Source organism: Actinomycetospora flava, assembly GCF_037400335.1.
GTDB classification, from domain to species: Bacteria; Actinomycetota; Actinomycetes; order Mycobacteriales; family Pseudonocardiaceae; genus Actinomycetospora; species Actinomycetospora flava.
In genome coordinates this window covers 68,302-86,233 of record NZ_JBBEGM010000013.1, presented here as the reverse complement: position 1 = coordinate 86,233, position 17,932 = coordinate 68,302, and the positions used below count along the sequence as shown (strand labels likewise).

Genomic DNA, 17,932 nt, shown 5'->3' with positions numbered 1-17,932 from the left:
CCCCCTGCTGGCGGTCACTTCACCTCGAAGATGCGGATCATGTTGCCCGCCGGGTCGCGCAGCGCGCAGTCGCGCACGCCCCACGGCTGGTCGGTGGGCTCCGAGACGACGTCGGCGTCCCCGGCCTGCAGCCGCTCGAAGGTCGCGTCGACGTCGGGCGAGGCGAGGTTGATGCTCGCGTACGTCCCCTTGGCCATCATCTCCGCGACGACGCGCCGCTCGTCCTCGGTGATGCCGGGGTCGGCCGTCGGCGGGTGCAGCACGATCGACGTGCCCGGCTGGCCCGCGGGACCGACGGTGAGCCAGTGCATGCCCATGTACTCGACGTCGTTGCGGACCTCGAAGCCCAGGGTGTCGCGGTAGAAGGCCAGCGAGGCCTCGTGGTCGTCGTGGGGGAGGAACGCCTGGTAGATCGTGATGTCGGTGGTCATGACGTTCACGCTAGGGAGGCGCCGACGACCGGTGCTTCTCGATTCCTGACCGGTCGCGTGACCTTCTTGGCCACGCACGGCGCCATGCCCTCGGCCTCGCGCGAGGCCTCGCGGCGATAGACGCTCGGTGACATCCCGACCAGCTCGGTGAAGCGCGTGCTGAACGTCCCGAGCGACGACGAGCCGACCGCGAAGCAGACGTCGGTGACGCTCATGTCGCCCCGGCGCAGCAGCGCCATCGCCCGTTCGATGCGCCGGGTCATGAGGTAGCTGTAGGGCGATTCGCCGTAGGCGCGCCGGAACTCCCGGCTGAGGTGCCCCGCCGACCAGTGCACGCCGCGCGCCAGCGCCTCGACGTCGAGGGGCTGGGCGTACTCGCGGTCGATGCGGTCGCGGACGCGGCGCAGCAGCGCGAGGTCGCGCAGGTGCTCCTCCCGGGGCGTCCGGCTCGTCACCCGGTGGATCGTGCCACGTCGGGGCCCGGGGACGAACCGGACGAGGCGACGTGCGGGAGGACGTCGGCCGCGAGGCGCTCCATCTGCTCGCGGTCGTCGGCGACGCTCTCGCCCAACGGGTCGAGCAGGATCATCCCGGCGCCCGCGTCGCGGACCGCGACCAGCCCGCGCACCACGTCGTCGGGCGACCCGGTGACGGGCACGTCCTCGATCCCGGGCTTGTCGCCGTACAGCCCGTGCAGGCTCGCCACCATGCGCTCGCGCGCCCGCCCCGGGGCGTCGTCGACGCGGACGTAGACGCGCTTGGCGAGCGGGAACCCCGCCGCGTCGCGGCCCTGGTCCTCCAGCTCGCGGCGCAGCGTCACGACCTGGTCGGCGAAGGCCGCCGTGGTCACCGAGCCGGCGCCGAGGAACGCGTCGCCGAGCCGCACGGCGCGGGCGAGCGCCCGCGGTGCGCTGCCGCCGAACCAGACCGGCGGGTGCGGGCGCTGCACGGGCTTCGCGGCGATCGGCAGGTCCTCGACGCGCCGGAACCGCCCGTCGAACGTCACCCGCGGCGTGTCGGACCAGGCCTCCTTCATCAGCGCCAGCCCCTCGGTGAAGCGCGCGACGAAGCTCTCGCGCTCGACGCCGAACGCCGCGAACGGCCGCCCTCCGCCGCCGGGCGCGAGGCCGACGTCGAGGCGGCCGTGGCTCAGGCGGTCGACGGCGGTGAGCGAGGCCGCGAGGAGCAGCGGGTCGTGCAGGGTGGTGATGAGGACGCCGACACCCAGCCGGAGCCGCTCGGTGCACGCCGCCGCGTAGGCGAGCACCTCCAGCGGCGCGAGCACCGGCGCCTCGCCGATCGTCAGCTCCATGGTCCAGGCGCCGTCGAACCCCAGCTCCTCCGCGCGGGCGAGGTGCGCCTTCACGCCGTCCGCGTCGAACGCGTCCGCGCCGAACTGGGGGATCGCGATCGACCAGCGCACGCGCCGACGGTAGCGCCCGGCACCAGTCTTGTGCACGCTCCGTAGCGGCGCTGTCGTGTTGCTGACGGCCCCGGCCGCCGTCGTTGACCCCCTCGCGGGGCATGTCGAGACTCTCCGTGACGGGGCGCGGTCGCGGTCCCGCGGGGAGCACGCCCAGGGGGACGCCCATGACCACCGCCGCCCACCAGCCCGCGCGAGCCCGGTCGGGCGTCCTCGCCCGGTACCCGCTGACGTCCTTCTTCGTGCTCGCCTACCTGCTCACGTGGCTGGTCTGGTCGCCCTGGGTGTTCGGCCGCGACGGCGCGGGCTGGCTGCCGACCAGCATCGACCCGGCGCTCGTCGGCTACCTCAACGCGTTCGCGATCCTCATGGGCCCGACCGTCGCCGCCCTCGTGGTGACCGCGGCCTGTGAGGGCGGCGCCGGCGTCCGGCGCCTGCTCGCCCGCGTCGTGCGCTGGCGCGTGGGGTGGATGTGGTACCTGGTCGCCCTCGTCGCCGTGCCGGTGCTCGCCGTGCTCGGCTGCGTCGTCTACAGCGGGACGCTGCCCGACGTCGCCGCGATCGGCGGTCCGGCGTTCCTGCTGAGCTACGTCCCGTCCTTCCTGCTCGTCGCGGTCCTGGGCGGCCCGCTGTTCGAGGAGATCGGCTGGCGCGGCTTCGCCCTGCCCCGGCTGCAGCGCCGGATGGCGCCGGCCGCCGCGGCGCTGGTGCTCGGGCTGCTGTGGACGTTCTGGCACCTGCCGCAGTTCTTCAGCCCGTCCTGGGCCGAGGCGTCCGGCGGCGGGGGGCCGATCGGCATCGCGCTCTACACGCTGACCGTGCTGTCGTTCTCGGTCGTCATCTCGTGGATCTTCAACAACACCCGGGCCAGCGTGCTGATCGCGATCCTCGTCCACACCTCGATCGACGCCGTCTCGACCCTGCTGCCGCCGATGTTCCCGCCCGGCGTCGGGTCGAGCGCCGTTCCGGTGATCATCGCGTTCGGCGGTGCCGCCCTCGTGCTGCTGGCCGTCACGCGCGGCCGGCTCGGGATCGGGCGTCTGCGGGCGGAGGACGCGTAGCCTCGCCGCCCTGGGGGTGGTCGCGATCCCGCTCGACCCGTCCGCACGCCGGACCATGATCGCGGCCCTCGTCCCGGACGCCGAGCCGCTGGTCGGCGCGTTCCGGGACGAGCTCGACCCCACCGCGCGGCGCGGACTCGGCGCGCACCTGACGCTCGTGTACCCGTTCGTCGAGCCCGCGTCCGTCACCGACGGCGTCGTCACGGCGTTGCGTGCCGCGGTCGCGGAGGTGCCGGCGTTCGACGGCACGTTCGGCGAGCTCCGGTGGTTCGGCCGGCGCGTGCTCTGGCTGGCCCCGGATCCGGTCGCGCCGTTCCGGGAGATCGCCGACCGCGTCCGCGCGGCGTTCCCGCAGCTGCCCGCCGAGCAGCGCGAGCTCGTCCCGCACCTGACCGTCGGGCTCCGGCGCGAGGCCCCGGAGGCGTCCCTGCGGGCCGCGGCGGCCGCCATCGCGCCGCGGCTCCCGCTGACCACGCGCATCGACCGCGTCGCGCTGATGGTGCGGACCGCGACGTGGGACGTCGGCGCGGACGCCCCGCTCGGGGTCAGTCCTTCTGGACCGTCCGCGCCAGGATCCCGAGCGTCGCCCTGAGGGAGTTCGGGTGGATCACCGGGAAGATGTCGCGGGCCGCCCACTCCGGGTGGATGTCCGACCAGTCGTAGTAGGACGTCACGCGCGTGCCGTCCTCGGCGGGCTCGAGCCGGTAGCCGTAGACGTGGCCGATGATCGGGCGCACCTGGCCCTCGATCGTCCAGGCGATCTCGACGTCGGGCTCGTAGACGGTGATGACGACCTGGACGTCGTAGCGACCGAGGGGCCGGTCGCCCAGCGCCTCGCGGTCCATGTGGACGGTGAACCGGTCGCCGACGCCCTCGACGGGCTCGCCGTCGGCGTCCATGAGCATGCCCGAGCTGTCGATCGCGACGTGGCCGTGCGGGTCGCGCAGGACGTCGAAGATGGACGCCGGGTCGGCCGCGATCCATCGGGTGACCTCGATGCGCTGCTCGCTCACGGTACGGAGCATGTCACCCCGAGTGGCACATCAGCGGTCCGGATGGGGCGGAACAGCCGTCCCGCCGAACGCGTTGTGCCACCTGCAGGCGAAAGACGAGGAGGAAATCCGTGGCCACTCAGACCGCGATCCTGGCCGGCGGGTGCTTCTGGGGCGCCCAGGAGCTGCTGCGCCAGCGACCCGGCATCCTCTCGACCCGGGTCGGCTACTCCGGTGACCCGAACACCCCGAACGCCACCTACCGGCGCCACGGCGACCACGCCGAGGCCGTCGAGGTCGTGTTCGACGACTCCACGATCTCCTACCGCGAGATCCTCGAGTTCTTCTTCCAGATCCACGACCCGTCGACCCGCGACCGCCAGGGCAACGACATCGGTCGCAGCTACCGCTCGGCGATCTACTACACGACCCCCGAGCAGGAGAGCGTCGCCCGCGACACCATCGCCGACGTCGACGCCTCCGGCCTCTGGCCCGGACCGGTCGTCACCGAGGTGGAGCCGGCGAGCGACTTCTGGGAGGCCGAGCCGGAGCACCAGGACTACCTCCAGAAGATGCCCTGGGGCTACACGTGCCACTTCGTGCGCCCGGGCTGGGTGCTTCCCAAGCGCGAGGAGACGACGTCGGCATGACGGCCGTGGAGGAGGACCTGACCGCGGAGTGGGCCGCCTGGCACGCGGAGCGCGAGGACGTGCTCCGCGCGCCGCACGGGTGGCTCAGCCTCACGGGGCTGCACTGGCTCGACGGTGAGGCCCGCGCCTACGCGGACCTGCCGGGCACGTGGCGGGCCGCGGACGGCGGCGCGGAGATCACCGCCGCGGCCGGCGACGACGTGTCCGTGGACGGCGAGCGGGTCGACGGCACCGTCCGCGTGGAGCCCGTCGACGGCAAGCCCGGCGTGCTCGTCGCCGTCGGCGAGCGGCGGGTCGAGGTGATCCGCCGGGAGGAGCACGTCGCCCTGCGCGTCCGCGACCCGCAGGGTCCGACCCTGGCGGCGTTCACGGGCGTGCCGGCGTTCCCCGTCGACGCCGCGTGGGTCGTCAGCGGGCGGTTCAGCCCGTGGGACGAGCCGCGGCGCATCGACGTCGACACCGTCGTCGACGGCCTCGGGTTCCACCCGACCGCCGTCGGGACGGTGCGCTTCACCCTCGGCGGCGAGGAGCAGGAGCTCATCGCGCTCGGCGGCGACGGTGACGAGCTGCGGCTGCACTTCCGCGACGCCACCTCGGGGGACACCACCTACGGCGGCGGTCGTGTGCTGCGCACCGACGGTCCCGCCGAGGACGGCTCCGTGCGGATCGACCTCAACCGCACGCTGAACCTGCCGTGCTCGTTCACGGCGTTCGCCACCTGCCCGCTGCCCCCGGCGGGCAACGTGGTCACGGTGCCGGTCGAGGCGGGGGAGAAGACGCCGGTCTAGCCGGTCGTATGGCCGTACCGAGTGGTTGCAAATCAGGACCACTACGGTACGGTCATGCGCCATGTCCGCACACACCGGGAAGGTCGCGCTCATCACCGGCGCGGCGCGGGGACAGGGCCGCAGCCACGCGTGGCGGCTCGCCGAGCAGGGCGCGGACGTCGTCGCGATCGACGTCTGCGCGCCGCACCCGGGCGTCGCCTACCCGATGGCGAGCCCGGACGACCTCGAGGAGACGGCCGCGGGCATCCGCGCGCGGGGCGGGCGGGTGAGCGCTCACGTCGCCGACGTCCGCGACGCCCCTGCGCTGGATGAGGCCGTGGCGGCCGGGATCGACGAGCTCGGCGGGATCGACATCGTGCTCGCCAACGCCGGCATCGGGATGGCGTCGCCGGACGTCAGCGCCGCGCAGGCGTTCCGCGACCAGCTCGACGTCAACACCGTCGGCGTCTGGAACACCGTCCAGGCCGCGGCGCCCACGATGATCGAGCAGGGCCGCGGCGGCGCGGTCGTCGTCACCAGCTCGTCGATGGGGCTCACCGGCCGGGGTGGCGACGGCACCGGGCAGAGCGACGGCTACGTCGCCAGCAAGCCCGCGGTGGTCGGGCTCGTGCGGGCCTGGGCGCACTGGCTCGCGCCGCACTCCATCCGCGTCAACTCCGTGCACCCGTCGGGGGTCGCGACGACGATGGTGCTCAACGACGCGGTCGCCGCCCTCTTCACGGATCCGCCCGCCGGCGAGGTCCCCGACGTCGGCAACCTGCTGCCCGTCGGTCTCCTCGCCCCCGAGGACATCACCGCCGCCGTCGACTGGCTCGTCTCCGACGGCGCCCGCTACGTCACCGGCGTCGCGCTGCCCGTCGACGCGGGGTTCACGGCGCGCTGATGTGCTGCGACGACGACGAGGTGCTCGACCTCCCTGCGCCGGCGATCGAGGCGCTCGCCCACTACCGGCGCCTGCGCGATCAGCGCGTCTGGGACTGGGGCGACGAGGACCTGCCCGAGTTCTTCCGGCTCGCCCGCTTCTCGCGGCTCGGGGACCTGACCGACGCGCTCGCCGCGACCGGCGGGGACTGGCCTGCCGCGATCCGCCGCGTCGCGGGGGAGACGCCGCCGCCGGGCCTCGTGGTGCTCGACGTCCCGTCCGCCGGGGCGGTCGTCCCGCGGGTCGGGGCGCCGAGGCTCGCGATCGCCGGGCGTCCGGTGACCCTCGACGTCGTGGTCGACGCGGCCGTGGCCGCCACGGTGGTCGTCGCCGGCACGCCGGTCACGGTCGCCGCGGGCGGGGCGGCCGTCGCGACGGTGGAGGTCGACGGCGCGCTGGCGGTGTCGTGTGCCGGGTCGGTGGTCGACGTCCCGGGTGCGCTCGAGGTCCCGCCCGCGGCGACGCTGCGGGTGCGTTCCGGCGCGTGGTCGCGGTGGTCGGTGGTCGACGCCGCGGGCGGCGGGTGGTGGCCGGACGGGGTCCCGGCGAAGACCGATGCCGCGCACCGGCCGTACTTCCACGCCCGCGACACCACGCTGACCGTCCCGGCCGGCGAGCTGACCGTGACCTGCACGCGCGGGCCCGAGTACGCGCCGGTGACGACGACGGTGGCGGTCGCCGGTGAGGACGCGGTGGTCGACCTGGAGCCCGAGCGACTCGTCGACCCGGCCGCCGAGGGGTGGCACTCCGCCGACCTGCACGTCCACCTCAACTACTCCGGCGACCTCGTCGTCACCCCGGAGCAGGCCCGGGCGATGCAGCGCGGCGAGGGCTTGGAGCTCATGAACCTCACCGCGGGCAACCTCGGCGGCGCGCACGTCTACGACCGCGCCCTGTTCGAGGCGACGGTGGGGGAGGACCTGTGGGCCCTTCCCGACGGCACGGTCGCCCGCACGTCGGTGGAGTTCCGCAACGACCTGCTCGGCCACGTCCACGCCCTGGCCCCGACCGCCCCGCCGACGCGCTACCAGACCGGCCACCCGGGCTCGGAGCACCCGCACGACTGGCCGCCGAACGCCGTCGCCTGTGCCGAGCTGCGGGCCGCGGAGGCGTCGACGCACTACGCCCACCCGGTGTTCGCGGGGTGCGGGACCTCCGACGACCCCTACGACCCGTTCCTCGCGCCGCACCGGACCGTCGAGGCGCGCGAGCTCGTCGCCGACGCCGCGCTGGGGCTGGTCGACGCGATGGAGGTCGTGTCCTGCTTCGCCGACCGCGCCGGCGCGGAGCTCTACCACCGGCTGCTGGGGTGCGGGCTGCGCCTCGCGGCGGTCGCCGGGAGCGACGTGTTCCTGTCGTTCGCACACGGGCCGGGGGTGGCGTCGAACCCGCCGGGGTGGCTGCGCACCTACGCCGACCTGGGCGGCGCGCCGGTCACGGCCGAGGCGGTGCGCGACGCGATCCGCGCCGGGCGCACGCTCGCGACCAACGGGCCGTTCGTGACCCTGTCCGTCGACGGCGCCGGGCCGGGATCGGTGCTCGACGCCCGGGCCGGCTCCGTCCTCGAGGTGCGGGCCCGGGTCCGTGGGCTCGGGGCGCGGGAGATCGTGCTCGTGGGCCCGGACGGGGAGATCGCGGCCGGGGAGGACGTGGTCAGCGCGTCCGTGGTCGTCGACGGACCGCTGTGGCTCGCGGCGATCGCCCGGGGCGGCCCGCACCCCCAGGACCCGCAACGGTCGGTGTACGCGCACACCTCGCCCGTGCACGTCGAGGTCGGCGGGCGGCGCGTGGCGCGGGTGGCCGACGCGCGCTGGTGCCTCGGCCTGCTCGACCGGCTGGAGGAGCTCGTCGTCGCCGAGGGGCGGTTCGACCCCGAGCGGCGCGAGGCGCAGCTCGCGGACCACCGCGACGTGCTCGACCGCGCCCGCGCCGTGTACCGAGCGGTGGGCGAACCCTGAAGATCAGGAGCGTCCCTGTGCACCCGGACCGGCCGCGGGGGGTGGATGGCGTCGCCCATGATCACCGGCGTGGCGCGGCGAGGAGCACGATGCGCTGGTCGACGAGCCCGCCGACCTGCGCGACGTGCCGCTCGGCCGGCTCCGCCGCCGGCGGCGCTCCTGCTCGCCGCGCTCCACCGCGGTCGGCGTTCCGGCGAAGGGTGCCCCTCGCCCGTCTATCCGAGCGAAGGGGCCCTTCGGTCGGAAACCCCGGGACCCGCTACGGCCGGCAGTCCCGGCACGGCCGGTACCCCGCGGCGCGGGCGCGGTCCAGGCTCGCGAAGCCGTGGCGGTGGGCCGTCGTGATCCGGCGCGCGTGGTGGCACGTCGGCAGGCAGACGATGCCGGTGGTGTCGCTGCCGATCAGCTTCGTGCCCGAGGCGGCGAAGTCGGCGAGCCGGGGGAGGTCGACGCCCTCCCGTTCGAGCAGCGCCACCTTGTCGCCGCGCCCGAAGAGGTACTGCCCGAGGTCGCCGTCGCCGCGCACGACGCGGTGACAGGGCACGAGCAGCGGGACGGGGTTGCGGGCGAGCGCCGTGCCGACCGCGCGCACCGCCTTCCGGTGCCCGGCCTCCCGGGCCACCCAGCTGTACGGGCGCACCTGGCCCGCGGGGATGCGCGCCGTGGCGTCGAGCACCTTCCGCGCGAAGTCGCCGACGTCGGTCAGGTCCACCGCCGGCGCCCGTCCCGTGCCGCGCAGCGCGGGCAGCAGGCCCCGGGGCGTGCGCGACGCCGGGCGGACGGGACGGCCGTGACGCGCGCGGTAGCCCTCGAGGAACGCGTCCAGGTCGCCGGCGTAGGCGGCGGTCCGCAGCAGGCGCACCCCGCCGGCGCCGACGACGGCGTACACCTCGCCCAGCGGGCTCTCGGCGCGCACCCAGCCGTCGACGACCCGCTCGGCGAGGGTCGCGGGGGCGGGCTCGGCGAGGTCGCGGAGGTCTTCCAGCAGCGTGTCGGTCATGAGGGCTCCTCGGGAGAGAGACGGGCCCGCAGTGCGGCGAGCCCGCGGGCGGCGTGCGACCGGGCGGTGCCCTCGCTGCACGCGAGCACGGCGGCCACCTCGGCCACCGGCAGGTCCACGACGTGCCGCAGGACCACCGCCGTGCGCTGCGCGACCGGCAGCTCGGCGAGCAGGCCGGCGAGGCGGTCGCCCAGGTCGGTGGCCTCGGCGCGCTCGGCGGGCCCGGGGGCGGGGCTGGCGCGGTCGGGCGGGTCGGCGGCGGCGTCGGTGCGGGGCCGGCGGGCGGCGTCGCGGCGGTCGTTGCGAGCGGTGTTGAGCAGGATCGTCAGCAGCCAGGGCCGCAGGTCGAGCCGTGCGATCCGCGGCGCGTCGTAGCCGCGCAACGCCCGGTAGGCCCGCAGGAACGCCTCGGCGGCGAGGTCCTCGGCGTCCGCCGGACGGTCCGCCGTCCGCCGCGCCACCGCGTGCACCACGTCGCCGTGGGTGCGCACCACCGCCTCGAACCCCGCGTCGAGGTCCTCGACCAGCGCGGTGCGCAGCTGCTCGTCGTCCGCCACGTCAGGGAGAACACCACAGCGCCGGGATCCGTGGCGCGCCTCCGATTCCTGCAAGACCGCCGGCCCACGACACGCCAGGCTCGCCGCATGACCGAGATACGCCGCATCGTCGCCAACCTCGCCGTCGACGACCCGCGCGCCGACGCCCCCTTCTGGACCGGCCTGCTGGGGCTCGAGACCGCGATGGACATGGGGTGGGTGGTCAACCACCGCAGCGGGGCCGCGCAGGTGCAGCTCATCAGCCGGGACGCGAGCGCCCCGGAGGACAGCCGGGTGAGCGTGGAGGTCGACGACGTCGACGCCGTCCACGCTCGGGCGGTCGCGGACGGGTACGAGATCGTCCACCCGCTCACCGACGAGCCCTGGGGCGTGCGCCGGTTCTTCGTCCGCACCCCGCAGGGCGTCGTGGTGAACGTGCTCGCCCACCCGTGAGCTGGTAGGCACGGCCCTCGTGCGGACACTGATCACCGGGGCGAGCGCCGGGCTGGGCGCCGGCATGGCGCGCGAGATGGCCCGGCGGGGGCACGACCTCGCCCTGGCCGCCCGGCGCCTCGACCGTCTCGAGGCCCTGCGCGACGAGCTCGCCCCCACCGGCGTGCGGATCGCGATCGCGTCGCTCGACGTCGACGACCACGACGCCGTCTTCGCGACGGTCCGGGCGCTGCGCGACGAGCTCGGCGGCCTCGACCGTGTGATCGTCAACGCCGGGATCGGCAAGGGCGCGCCGATCGGCACCGGCCGGTTCGACGCCAACCTCGCCACGGCGCGGACCAACTTCGTCGCTGCCCTGGCCCAGTGCGAAGCGGCCATGGAGATCTTCCGGGCACAGGACGCCGGGCACCTGGTCGTCGTGTCCTCGGTGGCCGCCGACCGCGGGCTGAAGGGCGCGCAGACCACCTACGCCGCCACGAAGGCCGCCCTGTCGCACCTCGCCGAGGGCATCCGCGTCGACGTCGCCGAGACGCCGATCACGGTCACCACCCTCGCGCCCGGCTACATCCGCACCGAGCTCAACGGCGGGATGCGCCGGCCGATGTCGGTGGACGCCGCGACCGGCACCCGCGCGATGGCGGACGCGATCGAGAAGGCACCCGCGCACGCCTACGTGCCGACCTGGCCGTGGGCGGTGCTCGGCCGGCTGCTGCGCGTGATGCCGACGCCGATCCTGCGTCGCGTCACGTGACTACGGTGGAGCCGTGTCCGACCTGAAGGAACGTCTGCGCAGCGACCTCACCACCGCCATGAAGGCCCGCGACCAGGTGCGCGTGGCGACGATCCGCATGGCGCTCTCGGCGATCAACACCGAGGAGGTCGCCGGCGACACCCACCGCGAGCTCACCGACGACGAGGTCGTCACGGTGCTGGGTCGCGAGTCGAAGAAGCGCCGCGAGTCCGCCGAGGCGTTCGACGGCGCCGGACGCACCGAGCTCGCGGAGCGGGAGCGCGCCGAGCAGGCCGTGCTCACCGACTACCTGCCGAGCCAGCTCTCCGACGAGGAGCTGACCTCGCTGGTCGCGGCGGCGATCGCCGAGACGGGCGCCGAGGGGCCGAAGCAGATGGGGCAGGTCATGAAGGTCGTCCAGCCGCAGGTCGCGGGGCGCGCCGACGGCCGCCGCGTGTCGGGCGAGGTCAAGCGCCAGCTGAGCGGCTCGTGAGGACCGCGCTGGTCACCGGCGGCGGCACCGGCATCGGGCGCGCCTGCAGCCTCTCGCTGCACCGCGCGGGCCGCGCCGTCGCGATCTCCTACCGCCGCTCGTCGGACGACGCCGAGGCGGCCGTCGCCGAGATCGAGGCCGACGGCGGGCGCGCGATCGCCGTCGCCGCGGACGTCACCGACGACGCCGCGGTCACCGCGATGGTCGCCGACGTCCGCGGGCGGCTCGGTCCGGTCGAGGTGCTGGTCAACAACGCCGGCGCCACGATCCCGCTGCCGCTCGACGACCTCGACGGCGCCTCCGACGACGTCTGGCAGCAGCTGCTCGCGGTCAACCTCATGGCGCCCTGGTACTGCGCCCGCGCCGCCGCCGACGACCTGCGCGCCGCCGAGGACGGGGTCGTCGTCAACATCGGCTCGATCGCCGGGCTGACGGGCAGCGGGTCGTCGCTTCCCTACGCGGTGAGCAAGTCCGCGCTGCACGGGCTCACCCGCTCCCTGGCCCGCGCGCTCGCGCCGGTGCGGGTCAACGAGGTGGCCCCCGGGCTGGTCATGACGCGTTGGTGGGCGGGCAACGAGGAGCGCGGACGCCAGCTCGCGACGAAGGCGCTCATCGACCGCGAGACGACCCCCGAGGACGTCGCCCGCGCCGTGCTCGGGCTCGTCGAGAGCCGGGCGATGACCGGGCAGACGGTGGTCGTCGACGGCGGGCAGACCCTCTAGAGCGCGCGGTTCAGCAGGACGCCGGCGAGCACCAGGCCGGCCACCGCGATCCCGACCCGCAGCACCGTCGGCGGGAGGCGCCGGGCGATCGCCGGCCCGCAGTAGTTGCCGACGAGCAGGCCGGCGGTGAGGGGGAGCGCCGCCGACCAGGACACCTCGCCGAGCACCGCGAACCCGATCGCGGCGACGGCGTTGGACGCCCCGAGCAGCACGTTCTTCACGGCGTTGACGCGCACGAGGCTGTCGGCGAGCGAGCGCACCAGGAGCGCCATCATGACCACGCCGGCGGCGGCGCCGAAGTAGCCGCTGTAGACGCCGACGGCGAACACGCCCACCACCGTCGCCGCCCGACCGGTCCGCGACGTCACCGGCTTCGCGTCGGCCCGCCGCGGCAGCAGCAGGACCAGCGAGGCGCCCGCGACGAGGAACGGCACGATCAGCGCGAAGGCGTCGGACGGGGTGACGAGCACGAGGCCCGCGCCGACGGCGCCGCCGACGAGGGTCAGCGGCAGCAGGCGCAGCACGCGCGGGGCCTGCCCGCGCAGTTCCGGGCGCGAGCCGGCCATCGAGCCGACGCTGGCGACGGCCAGGGCGATCGTGTTGGTCTGGTTGGCCGCGACGGGGGAGAGGCCGGCGGCCAGCAGCGCCGGGTACGAGAAGAGCGACGCCAGCCCGGCCATCGAGCCCGACAGCCCGGCGGCGAACCCGGCGACGACGAGCAGCACGACCATCCGCGCCATCACACCAGCGGCGGGCCCCGCCTGCCCGCGAGCGAGGCGCGATGCACACTCGGCCCGTGGAGGACCGTGCGCCGATCCGGGACGTGGAGATCCGCGACGAGACGATCCGTCTCGGGCAGCTGCTCAAGCTCGCGGGGCTCGTCGAGCACGGCGCCGCCGCCCGGGAGGTCCTCGAGGCCGGCGAGGTGACCGTCAACGGGCGCGGGGAGACGCGGCGGGGCCGTCAGGTCGCGCCCGGCGACGTGGTCGCGCTGGCGGGGGAGAGGATCCGGGTCCGCAACCCGGGGGGCCCGGCGAGTTGATGTGTACAAGCAACGAAGCTCGGGGTCGACGCCCCGGCGGACCGGGTGGAACGGCGACGACCCCGAGCCTCGGTGGAAACAGCCCCACGGAGAGAGGTCCGAGATGGGGCTGGGCACGAGCTTAGCCCTCCGGCGGCGGGCCGTCGTCGCTGGACACGGCCTCCGTTCGGGTCGCAACGATGTCGTCCCGGGGACGTGACACGACCGTCACTCGGTAACGACCACGTCACCGTCCGTCACAGTCGTCGCGCACCCCCGGACGGGGCCCTCAGCACGCTGTGATGAAACCGAGACCTGCTCTATCGTGGCGATCGATCCCCTTCGTCCGGTGACGTCGACGGCGCGCCCGCGAGGGGGATCGACCGATCGCATCCACCGATCGTGATCACCGGGAGGACGCGGAGCGTGAGCGGCGGGGAGGGTGCCGACGGCCGTGGTGGCCGCCGTGGCCGCCGCGCGCGGGTCGGGCGCACCGGAGCCCGCTTCCCCCGTGCCCTCGCCGAGGAGGTCCTCGACGCGAACGGGCCCGGGGACGCCCCCGCGGAGTCCGCCGAGGAGCCCGCCGACGTCGTCCTGCCCGGTCAGGGGGAGGAGCAGCTCCCGCTCACCGGCGCGCGCTTCGGGTCGCACGCGCGGCGGGCCCGCAAGGAGGCCGAGCGGACGCAGGCCGAGGACGACGCCGTCCCCGCGCAGGCGCCCCCGCCCAGCCGCGCCCAGCCCGAGGCCGACGACGCGCCGACGCTGCCCCTGTTCCTGACCTCGGCCCCGCCGCCGGAGAGCACGCGCACGCGGGTGCGCCCCTACGTCCGCACGCGCGGGCGCACGCGGACCCGCGCCGACCTCGCCGTCGAGACGCTGGTGTCGATCCCCTCGCCGCGCCCGCCGCTGGAGGACCCCGAGCACGTCGCCCTCGGCGACGTCGTGGAGGACCCGCGCTCGGTCGCGGAGGTTGCCGCGCTGCTGTCGGTACCGCTGGGCGTCGCCCGCGTGATCATCGACGACATGGCGGGCGCCGGGCTGCTGCTCGTGCACCCGCGCGCGGTCGCGGCCACCGGCGCCCCGTCGCGCGACATCATGCAGCGGGTGCTGGACGGTCTGCACAAGCTGTAGAACGGGGTCATGACCGCGACGTCTCCCCGCCTGACCGGCTACGCCCACGGCGGCGGCTGCGCCTGCAAGATCCCGCCCGGCGAGCTCGAGGACGTGGTGCGCGGGCTGATGCCGTCCGCGTCGACCGAGCGCGAGGGCGAGCTCGTCGTCGGGCTGGAGGACGGCGACGACGCCGCGGCGGTGCGCATCCGCGACGGGCTCGCGCTGATCGCGACCACCGACTTCTTCACCCCGGTCGTCGACGACCCCTACGACTGGGGCCGCATCGCCGCCGCCAACGCGCTGTCCGACGTCTACGCCATGGGCGGGCGACCGGTCCTCGCGCTGAACCTCCTGTGCTGGCCCCGCGAGGTGCTGCCCTACGACCTGGCCGCCGAGGTGCTGCGCGGCGGCCTCGCCGTCGCCGACCAGGCCGGCTGCCACGTCGCGGGCGGGCACTCGGTGGATGACCCCGAGCCCAAGTACGGCATGGCGGTCACGGGCGTCGGCGACCCGGAGGCGCTCATCCGCAACGACGCCGCCCGCCCGGGCACGCCCCTGACGCTGACCAAGCCGCTCGGGCTCGGCGTGCTCAACAACCGGCACAAGGCCACCGGGGAGTCGTTCGCCGAGGCCATCGAGGTCATGACCCGGCTCAACGCCGACGCCTCCCGCGCCGCGCTGGCCGCGGGGATCCGCGCCGGCACCGACGTCACCGGCTTCGGGCTGCTCGGGCACGCCCACAAACTCGCCCGCGCCTCCGGGGTCACCGCGGTGATCGACAGCTCGGCGGTGCCGTTCCTCGACGGGGCGCAGGAGGCGGCGGCCGGGGGCTACGTTCCCGGCGGCTCGCGGCGCAACCTCGACTGGGTGCGCCCCCACGCGCGCCTCGACGTCGACGAGGTCACCGCGCTGCTGCTCGCCGACGCGCAGACCTCCGGCGGGCTGCTGCTCGCCGGCGAGATCCCCGGCCACCCCGTGATCGGCGAGATCGTGGCGCCCGAGCAGGGGACGACGCTGCGCGTCAGGTGAGCATCGCCTGGCCCCACAGGTCGAGGGCGGCCTCGCGGACCTCCTCGACGTCGACGTCGTGGGTGGCGCTCGCCCCGTGGCCGCACCAGCCCTCGAGCACGCGCAGGCCGCACACCTGGCAGCCGCCGTGCCACGACACGAGCACCCGGTGCCACACGCGGGTCAGCGGGGCGACGTCGGCGAGGTTGGCGTAGGTGAACACCGCCACTGTCGGCGTGCCGACCGCACCCGCCAGGTGCCGCGGGCCCGAGTCGTTGCCGAGCATCAGCGTCGCCCGCGAGAGCAGGCCGACCAGCGCGGACAGGTCGAGCGTCCCCACGGCCGTCTCCGGTGCCGTGCGCATCCCCGCGACCACGCGCTCGACCCGCTCGGACTCCCCGGCGCCGCCGGCGACGACGACGCGGGCACCCCGGTCCGCGAGGTCCTGCGCGATCGCGCCGAGGCGCTCCTCGGGGTAGCAGCGCCGCGCGTCGGTGGCGCCGGGGTGCACGACCACCAGCGGCGCGTCCCCGTCCGGCACCACGGCCTGCGAGGCCTTGAGGTCGTCGTCGGTGACCGCCACGCGGGGCTCGACCCGGGTCGGCGTGCCCCCCGCGGCCGCGGCGACCTCCAGCCAGCGGATCGTGTCGTGCTGGAACGGCCAGTACGGCACCCAGCGGTCGGGGCGCGGCGCGTCCGGGGTGGCGGTGCCGACGGTGACCCGCGCGCCGAGGCGCAGCAGCAGCGCGTTGGAGTTGCGCCCGCCGCCGTGGAGCTGGACGGCGAGGTCGTACTGCTCGGCGCGCCGCTCGGCGCACCACGCCTCGACCTCGTCCGCGCTCGCGTCGGGGGCGTCGCCCACGCGCACGCCGGCCATCGGCGGCACCGCGACGACGCGGTCCACCGGCGACGGGCGGTGCTCGAGCAGCGCGGCGTGGTGGGGCTGGCCGAGCAGCGTGACCTCGGCGTCCGGGTAGGTGCCGCGCAGGGCGGCCAGCGCGGGCTCGGAGACGACGTAGTCGCCGAGCCCGTTCGCGCGCAGCACCGCGATCCGGCGGACGTCGGGCACCGGGGGAGCAGGGGTGGCGGGAAGCCCGAGGGCGGGAGACGAAGCGGAGCGGAGCTCGACCCCTGAGCTCGGTACTGTCACGGACGGAGAGCCTACGGTCGGGGCATGGCGAACGAGCAGCGAGCAGCGGTGGTGACCGGTTCGGGCAGCGGGATCGGCCGGGCGATTGTGGACCGGCTCCACGGGGACGGCTGGTCGGTCCTCGGCGTGGACCTCAAAGCCGACGAGACCTTGCCCGGCCCGGCGCTCGGCGCCGACCTGACCACCCGCGAGGGCAACCGCGCGGCGGTCGACGCGGCGCTCGAGCACTTCGGGCGCCTCGACCTCGTCGTCGCCAACGCCGGCTTCCAGCACGTCTCGCCGGTGGTCGACTTCGACGAGGACCGCTGGGACGCGCTGCTCGGCATCCTGCTGACCAGCCCGTTCCTGCTCGCGAAGTACGCGTGGGAGTCCCTGCGCGCCGCCCCCGAGGGCGGCCGCTTCGTCGCGATCGCCTCCGCCCACGCGCTGGCGGCGTCGCCCTTCAAGGCCGGCTACGTCTCGGCGAAGCACGGCGTGCTGGGCCTGGTGAAGACCCTCGCGCTCGAGGGCGCCGACGACGGCATCACCGCCACCGCGGTCTGTCCCGGTTACGTGCGCACCCCGCTGGTCGAGAAGCAGATCGCCCACCAGGCCCGCGCGCACGGCATCAGCGAGGACCGGGTGATCGAGGAGGTGATCCTCACACCGCACGCGCGCAAGCGGCTCATCGAGCCCTCCGAGGTCGCCGACGTCGTCGCGTTCCTGCAGACCCCGGCCGGCAGCACGTTCACCGGGTCGCCCGTGACGATGGACATGGGCTGGACGGCGCGCTGAGCCTGCTGCGCCGGCACGGTCCGGGGGATACTCCCGGGCCGTGACCCTCCGGGAGCTCGCCCACGAGCGCTGGCTCACCGTCCCCAACCTGCTGTCCTTCGTCCGCCTCGCCGGCGTGCCGCTGTTCCTCTGGCTGCTGCTGGGGCCGCGGGCCGACGGGTGGGCGCTGGTGGTGCTGGTGGCCAGCGGGATCACCGACTGGCTCGACGGCCGCATCGCCCGCGCGCTCGACCAGTACAGCCGGCTCGGCGAGATGCTCGATCCCCTCGCCGACCGGCTCTACACCGTGGCCACGCTGGTGGCGTTCCTCATCCGCGGGATCGTGCCGTGGTGGGTGCTCGCGCTGATCATCGGGCGCGATCTCGTGGTCTCGCTCGCCCTGCCGCTGCTGCGGCGCAAGGGCTACCTCGCGTTCCCGGTGCTCTACATCGGCAAGGCGGCGACGCTGAACCTGCTCTACGCGTTCCCGCTGCTCCTGCTGGCCCAGATGGACTGGGCGGGCGCCGACCTGGCGCGGCCGTTCGCCTACGCGTTCACGACGTGGGGCATCGCGCTGCACCTGTGGTCCGGCACGCTCTATCTCGTGCAGCTGGTCCGGACGCGGCCCGCCGAGGTGCCGGACCGGGCGTGACGCGCGCCCCGGTCCGGTTGGCCCGCGTGTCCCGGGCGCTCTAGCCTGCCGCCGCCCGAGTCCGACCGAGCAGTAA

Annotated in this window: 23 protein-coding genes; 15 read left to right on the top strand and 8 right to left on the bottom strand. The window is 75.2% G+C overall.

The window, feature by feature from the left end:
• Positions 1-14: 14 nt before the first annotated feature.
• From WCD58_RS26290 to WCD58_RS26280, 3 genes are read right to left on the bottom strand one after another with little or no spacing between them, the layout of a single operon-like run.
• Positions 15-431: a VOC family protein gene (locus tag WCD58_RS26290; protein WP_337706060.1), complete on the bottom strand. Its 417-nt coding sequence runs from the start codon at positions 429-431 to the stop codon at positions 15-17.
• Between the two features lie 5 nt (positions 432-436).
• Positions 437-886 (bottom strand): helix-turn-helix transcriptional regulator, encoded by a 450-nt coding sequence (locus tag WCD58_RS26285; RefSeq protein WP_337706059.1) that lies wholly within the window; start codon positions 884-886, stop codon positions 437-439.
• Positions 883-1,854: an LLM class flavin-dependent oxidoreductase gene (locus WCD58_RS26280; RefSeq protein WP_337706058.1), complete on the bottom strand. Its 972-nt coding sequence runs from the start codon at positions 1,852-1,854 to the stop codon at positions 883-885. The genes WCD58_RS26285 and WCD58_RS26280 overlap by 4 nt, the downstream gene beginning before the upstream one ends.
• A 167-nt stretch (positions 1,855-2,021) precedes the next feature.
• Between WCD58_RS26280 and WCD58_RS26275 the strand changes: the two genes are divergently transcribed.
• On the top strand, positions 2,022-2,915 hold the full coding sequence (locus tag WCD58_RS26275; protein WP_337706057.1) for a CPBP family intramembrane glutamic endopeptidase: 894 nt from the start codon (positions 2,022-2,024) through the stop codon (positions 2,913-2,915).
• Positions 2,916-2,931: 16 nt separating this feature from the next.
• A complete protein-coding gene (locus WCD58_RS26270; RefSeq protein ID WP_337706056.1) occupies positions 2,932-3,507 on the top strand; it encodes a 2'-5' RNA ligase family protein in 576 nt (191 codons plus the stop codon).
• Here the strand turns inward: WCD58_RS26270 and WCD58_RS26265 are convergent.
• Positions 3,461-3,928, bottom strand: a complete 468-nt coding sequence (locus tag WCD58_RS26265) for an SRPBCC family protein (RefSeq protein WP_337706055.1) — start codon at positions 3,926-3,928, stop codon at positions 3,461-3,463. The two genes, WCD58_RS26270 and WCD58_RS26265, sit on opposite strands and share 47 nt — an antisense overlap.
• 110 nt (positions 3,929-4,038) lie before the next feature.
• Between WCD58_RS26265 and msrA the strand changes: the two genes are divergently transcribed.
• The 4 genes from msrA to WCD58_RS26245 all read left to right on the top strand — a co-directional run bounded on the left by msrA (position 4,039) and on the right by WCD58_RS26245 (position 8,225).
• Complete coding sequence (msrA, locus tag WCD58_RS26260) at positions 4,039-4,557, top strand: peptide-methionine (S)-S-oxide reductase MsrA (protein WP_337706054.1); 519 nt, start codon at positions 4,039-4,041, stop codon at positions 4,555-4,557.
• The gene (locus tag WCD58_RS26255) at positions 4,554-5,345 is read left to right on the top strand and encodes a DUF1684 domain-containing protein (RefSeq protein ID WP_337706053.1); all 792 of its coding nucleotides are present in this window, start codon (positions 4,554-4,556) and stop codon (positions 5,343-5,345) included. The genes msrA and WCD58_RS26255 overlap by 4 nt, the downstream gene beginning before the upstream one ends.
• A gap of 61 nt (positions 5,346-5,406) precedes the next feature.
• The gene (locus tag WCD58_RS26250; protein WP_337706052.1) at positions 5,407-6,228 is read left to right on the top strand and encodes a mycofactocin-coupled SDR family oxidoreductase; all 822 of its coding nucleotides are present in this window, start codon (positions 5,407-5,409) and stop codon (positions 6,226-6,228) included.
• Complete coding sequence (locus WCD58_RS26245; RefSeq protein ID WP_337706051.1) at positions 6,228-8,225, top strand: CehA/McbA family metallohydrolase; 1,998 nt, start codon at positions 6,228-6,230, stop codon at positions 8,223-8,225. Before WCD58_RS26250 ends, WCD58_RS26245 begins: the two co-directional genes overlap by 1 nt.
• A gap of 259 nt (positions 8,226-8,484) precedes the next feature.
• On the opposite strand, the gene WCD58_RS26240 is transcribed toward WCD58_RS26245, so the two are convergent.
• Both WCD58_RS26240 and WCD58_RS26235 read right to left on the bottom strand, forming a co-directional pair.
• A complete protein-coding gene (locus tag WCD58_RS26240) occupies positions 8,485-9,225 on the bottom strand; it encodes a methylated-DNA--[protein]-cysteine S-methyltransferase (protein WP_337706050.1) in 741 nt (246 codons plus the stop codon).
• Positions 9,222-9,782: an RNA polymerase sigma factor gene (locus WCD58_RS26235; RefSeq protein ID WP_337706049.1), complete on the bottom strand. Its 561-nt coding sequence runs from the start codon at positions 9,780-9,782 to the stop codon at positions 9,222-9,224. Before WCD58_RS26235 ends, WCD58_RS26240 begins: the two co-directional genes overlap by 4 nt.
• Before the next feature lie 87 nt (positions 9,783-9,869).
• Between WCD58_RS26235 and WCD58_RS26230 the strand changes: the two genes are divergently transcribed.
• From WCD58_RS26230 to WCD58_RS26215, 4 genes are read left to right on the top strand one after another with little or no spacing between them, the layout of a single operon-like run.
• The gene (locus WCD58_RS26230; RefSeq protein ID WP_337706048.1) at positions 9,870-10,214 is read left to right on the top strand and encodes a VOC family protein; all 345 of its coding nucleotides are present in this window, start codon (positions 9,870-9,872) and stop codon (positions 10,212-10,214) included.
• 19 nt (positions 10,215-10,233) lie between these two features.
• Positions 10,234-10,965 (top strand): SDR family oxidoreductase, encoded by a 732-nt coding sequence (locus WCD58_RS26225; RefSeq protein ID WP_337706047.1) that lies wholly within the window; start codon positions 10,234-10,236, stop codon positions 10,963-10,965.
• Positions 10,966-10,978: 13 nt separating this feature from the next.
• Entirely contained in the window at positions 10,979-11,437 is a 459-nt protein-coding gene (locus tag WCD58_RS26220) for a GatB/YqeY domain-containing protein (RefSeq protein ID WP_337706046.1), read from the top strand.
• A complete protein-coding gene (locus tag WCD58_RS26215; RefSeq protein ID WP_337706045.1) occupies positions 11,434-12,159 on the top strand; it encodes an SDR family NAD(P)-dependent oxidoreductase in 726 nt (241 codons plus the stop codon). The genes WCD58_RS26220 and WCD58_RS26215 overlap by 4 nt, the downstream gene beginning before the upstream one ends.
• Here the strand turns inward: WCD58_RS26215 and WCD58_RS26210 are convergent.
• Entirely contained in the window at positions 12,156-12,890 is a 735-nt protein-coding gene (locus WCD58_RS26210; RefSeq protein WP_337706044.1) for a sulfite exporter TauE/SafE family protein, read from the bottom strand. The genes WCD58_RS26215 and WCD58_RS26210 overlap by 4 nt on opposite strands.
• 83 nt (positions 12,891-12,973) lie before the next feature.
• On the opposite strand from WCD58_RS26210, the gene WCD58_RS26205 reads away from it, so the two are divergent.
• The 3 genes from WCD58_RS26205 (at position 12,974) to selD (ending at position 15,322) form a co-directional block, all read left to right on the top strand.
• On the top strand, positions 12,974-13,201 hold the full coding sequence (locus WCD58_RS26205; RefSeq protein ID WP_337706193.1) for an RNA-binding S4 domain-containing protein: 228 nt from the start codon (positions 12,974-12,976) through the stop codon (positions 13,199-13,201).
• A 405-nt stretch (positions 13,202-13,606) separates the two neighbouring features.
• Positions 13,607-14,311: a DUF742 domain-containing protein gene (locus WCD58_RS26200; RefSeq protein WP_337706042.1), complete on the top strand. Its 705-nt coding sequence runs from the start codon at positions 13,607-13,609 to the stop codon at positions 14,309-14,311.
• 9 nt (positions 14,312-14,320) lie between these two features.
• Complete coding sequence (selD, locus tag WCD58_RS26195) at positions 14,321-15,322, top strand: selenide, water dikinase SelD (protein WP_337706041.1); 1,002 nt, start codon at positions 14,321-14,323, stop codon at positions 15,320-15,322.
• Here the strand turns inward: selD and WCD58_RS26190 are convergent.
• Positions 15,315-16,370, bottom strand: coding sequence for a glycosyltransferase family 9 protein (locus WCD58_RS26190; protein ID WP_337706040.1), 1,056 nt, complete (start codon positions 16,368-16,370; stop codon positions 15,315-15,317). The two genes, selD and WCD58_RS26190, sit on opposite strands and share 8 nt — an antisense overlap.
• 105 nt (positions 16,371-16,475) lie before the next feature.
• On the opposite strand from WCD58_RS26190, the gene WCD58_RS26185 reads away from it, so the two are divergent.
• Positions 16,476-17,225 (top strand): SDR family oxidoreductase, encoded by a 750-nt coding sequence (locus WCD58_RS26185; protein ID WP_337706039.1) that lies wholly within the window; start codon positions 16,476-16,478, stop codon positions 17,223-17,225.
• A 40-nt stretch (positions 17,226-17,265) separates the two neighbouring features.
• Positions 17,266-17,856, top strand: a complete 591-nt coding sequence (clsA, locus tag WCD58_RS26180; protein WP_337706038.1) for a cardiolipin synthase ClsA — start codon at positions 17,266-17,268, stop codon at positions 17,854-17,856.
• The last annotated feature ends 76 nt before the right edge of the window (positions 17,857-17,932 follow it).

What these genes read in the sequence shown, in the direction of transcription:
- WCD58_RS26210 (WP_337706044.1), bottom strand. Translation starts at nt 12,890, where the DNA reads ATGGTCGTGCTGCTCGTCGTCGCCGGGTTCGCCGCCGGGCTGTCGGGC.
- WCD58_RS26230 (WP_337706048.1), top strand. Translation starts at nt 9,870, where the DNA reads ATGACCGAGATACGCCGCATCGTCGCCAACCTCGCCGTCGACGACCCG.
- WCD58_RS26275 (WP_337706057.1), top strand. Translation starts at nt 2,022, where the DNA reads ATGACCACCGCCGCCCACCAGCCCGCGCGAGCCCGGTCGGGCGTCCTC.
- WCD58_RS26250 (WP_337706052.1), top strand. Translation starts at nt 5,407, where the DNA reads ATGTCCGCACACACCGGGAAGGTCGCGCTCATCACCGGCGCGGCGCGG.
- WCD58_RS26290 (WP_337706060.1), bottom strand. Translation starts at nt 431, where the DNA reads ATGACCACCGACATCACGATCTACCAGGCGTTCCTCCCCCACGACGAC.
- selD (WP_337706041.1), top strand. Translation starts at nt 14,321, where the DNA reads ATGACCGCGACGTCTCCCCGCCTGACCGGCTACGCCCACGGCGGCGGC.
- WCD58_RS26255 (WP_337706053.1), top strand. Translation starts at nt 4,554, where the DNA reads ATGACGGCCGTGGAGGAGGACCTGACCGCGGAGTGGGCCGCCTGGCAC.
- WCD58_RS26240 (WP_337706050.1), bottom strand. Translation starts at nt 9,225, where the DNA reads ATGACCGACACGCTGCTGGAAGACCTCCGCGACCTCGCCGAGCCCGCC.
- WCD58_RS26245 (WP_337706051.1), top strand. Translation starts at nt 6,228, where the DNA reads ATGTGCTGCGACGACGACGAGGTGCTCGACCTCCCTGCGCCGGCGATC.
- WCD58_RS26185 (WP_337706039.1), top strand. Translation starts at nt 16,476, where the DNA reads ATGGCGAACGAGCAGCGAGCAGCGGTGGTGACCGGTTCGGGCAGCGGG.